Genomic DNA, 1,728 nt, shown 5'->3' with positions numbered 1-1,728 from the left:
TGAAGTGCTCCCTGTCAAGTAGACAGACTAAAAAAACAAAATCATTAGTATTCAATATCCCCTCGGTTATATTGAGGGGATTATTTTCTTAATTAAACTGCTCGTCGATATTCGTTTGGGGATAAGCCGTTTAGTCGTTCCGTGTATCGAAAATTATTGTAATAATGGATATACGTTCTTACGCTACGAAGGAGACTGTCATACGTATCGTGCTTCTCCAGATAAAAGCTTTCTGCTTTAAAGGTACCCCAGAATCGTTCAATGGGTTGGTTGTCCAAACACCGGCTTACACGAGACATACTTTTTGTAAACTTGTATCTCTTTTGAAGTTGTTTGTATTCCAGCGAAGTATATTGAAAGCCGCGATCACTGTGCAAGAGCGGCGTAGCATTCGGGTTTCTTTTATAAGCTTTCTTTACCGTGTTCATGACAAGCTCATTGTTATTGGAGTGGCTGAGCACCCATGAAACAATAGAGTTGTCATAACCGTCAATAATGGCACTCAGATAGGCCTTACGGCCATTTCCATATTTCAACTCTGTTACATCGGTGCACCACTTTTGGTTGGCGACCTCCGCTTGGAATTTTCGGTTCATGACATTCTCAGCGATATGAAGGGTTGGAGCTTTCACGTAATTGGGCCGCTTTTTGCGAATCACTGCCTTTAATTCAAGGGCTCGCATGATGCGGTAATACCGTTTACGGTTGTACCTTTTTTTAAGCTTACGATTCAACTGAGTACGCATTTGGCGATAACCGAGTATCCCGTTTCGTTTGTCATAGCGAAGTTTGACTTCCTTGGCTAGTGCAAGATTTTCAAGTTCCCTGTCGGATGGTATCCATTTCAGCCACTTATAATAGGCAGATCGGGCGATTCCTGCTAGCTCACAGAGCTTGGTGACCGCATACCCTTTCTCGGCATGCAGCTCTGTAATCGCTTGATAGATGTCTGCATGTCGAACAAAGGTTAACGTGTATTTCTTCGCCGGATCTCTGCCAACTTTTTTGCGAGTGCATTCTCCATTTCTAAATGCTCATTTCGTGCCTCGAGTTCCTTGATCCGAAGCTTTAGCCGTTCCTGTTCGTCTAGCTCTTCTAGCGGCTTTTTACGACCTCGGAGGTCTTTTAAAGCTTCATGACCACTCGCTTGATATTTACGAACCCATGCGTACACTTGCTGGTAAGAGACACCGTACTTGTCGATGGCTTTCTGGTAATCTAAATCATGGGCGATGGCGAATTGTACAATTTCAATACGTTCCTCGTAAGTCGTTTTCCGTCCTTTATTCATATGAGGGGATCCAATCCTTTTCCGAGTTGGTTTCATTTTCACCCCTTCAGTATACTTGGAAATCCAGCTCTCTAACACAGATTTACTCGAAATATGGTACTTTTTCACCACCGCTCGTACAGAGTATTCGCCAGAGCGTACATCTTGAATGGCAGATAGCTTTAGCTCCTTGGAGTAAGATTTCCATCCCCTCGATTCTCTTAATCCTTCTTCTCCATCTACCTTGTATTTTCTTATCCAATCGGTAACCGTGTTTTTATGGACCCCCAGTTGCTTTGCCTCATGGTTGGGGTTGGATTCATGTTGCAGGCAACGCCTTACAACCTGAATCTTGATTTCATATGAAACCGGGCTTCTTTTGGACATTACAAAAACTCCCATCATGGTAGAAGTAGAGTTTTGTTTTTTCTACTGTCTACTGTGATGGGAGCATATCA

The 1,728-nt window shown here is 43.1% G+C and carries 1 protein-coding gene and 1 pseudogene; both read right to left on the bottom strand.

From position 1 onward, the window contains the following. Positions 1–92 precede the first annotated feature (92 nt). Positions 93–953: pseudogene (locus WFI24_RS34135) on the bottom strand (IS3 family transposase); the annotation flags it as partial. Positions 954–967: 14 nt separating this feature from the next. Beyond that, positions 968–1,657, bottom strand: coding sequence for a helix-turn-helix domain-containing protein (locus WFI24_RS34130; RefSeq protein ID WP_076209648.1), 690 nt, complete (start codon positions 1,655–1,657; stop codon positions 968–970). Positions 1,658–1,728 lie beyond the last annotated feature (71 nt).

The organism is Paenibacillus sp. USHLN196 (assembly GCF_037144955.1).
Lineage (GTDB): Bacteria > Bacillota > Bacilli > Paenibacillales > Paenibacillaceae > Paenibacillus > Paenibacillus xylanexedens_C.
This window is presented reverse-complemented; position numbering and strand designations above follow the sequence as displayed.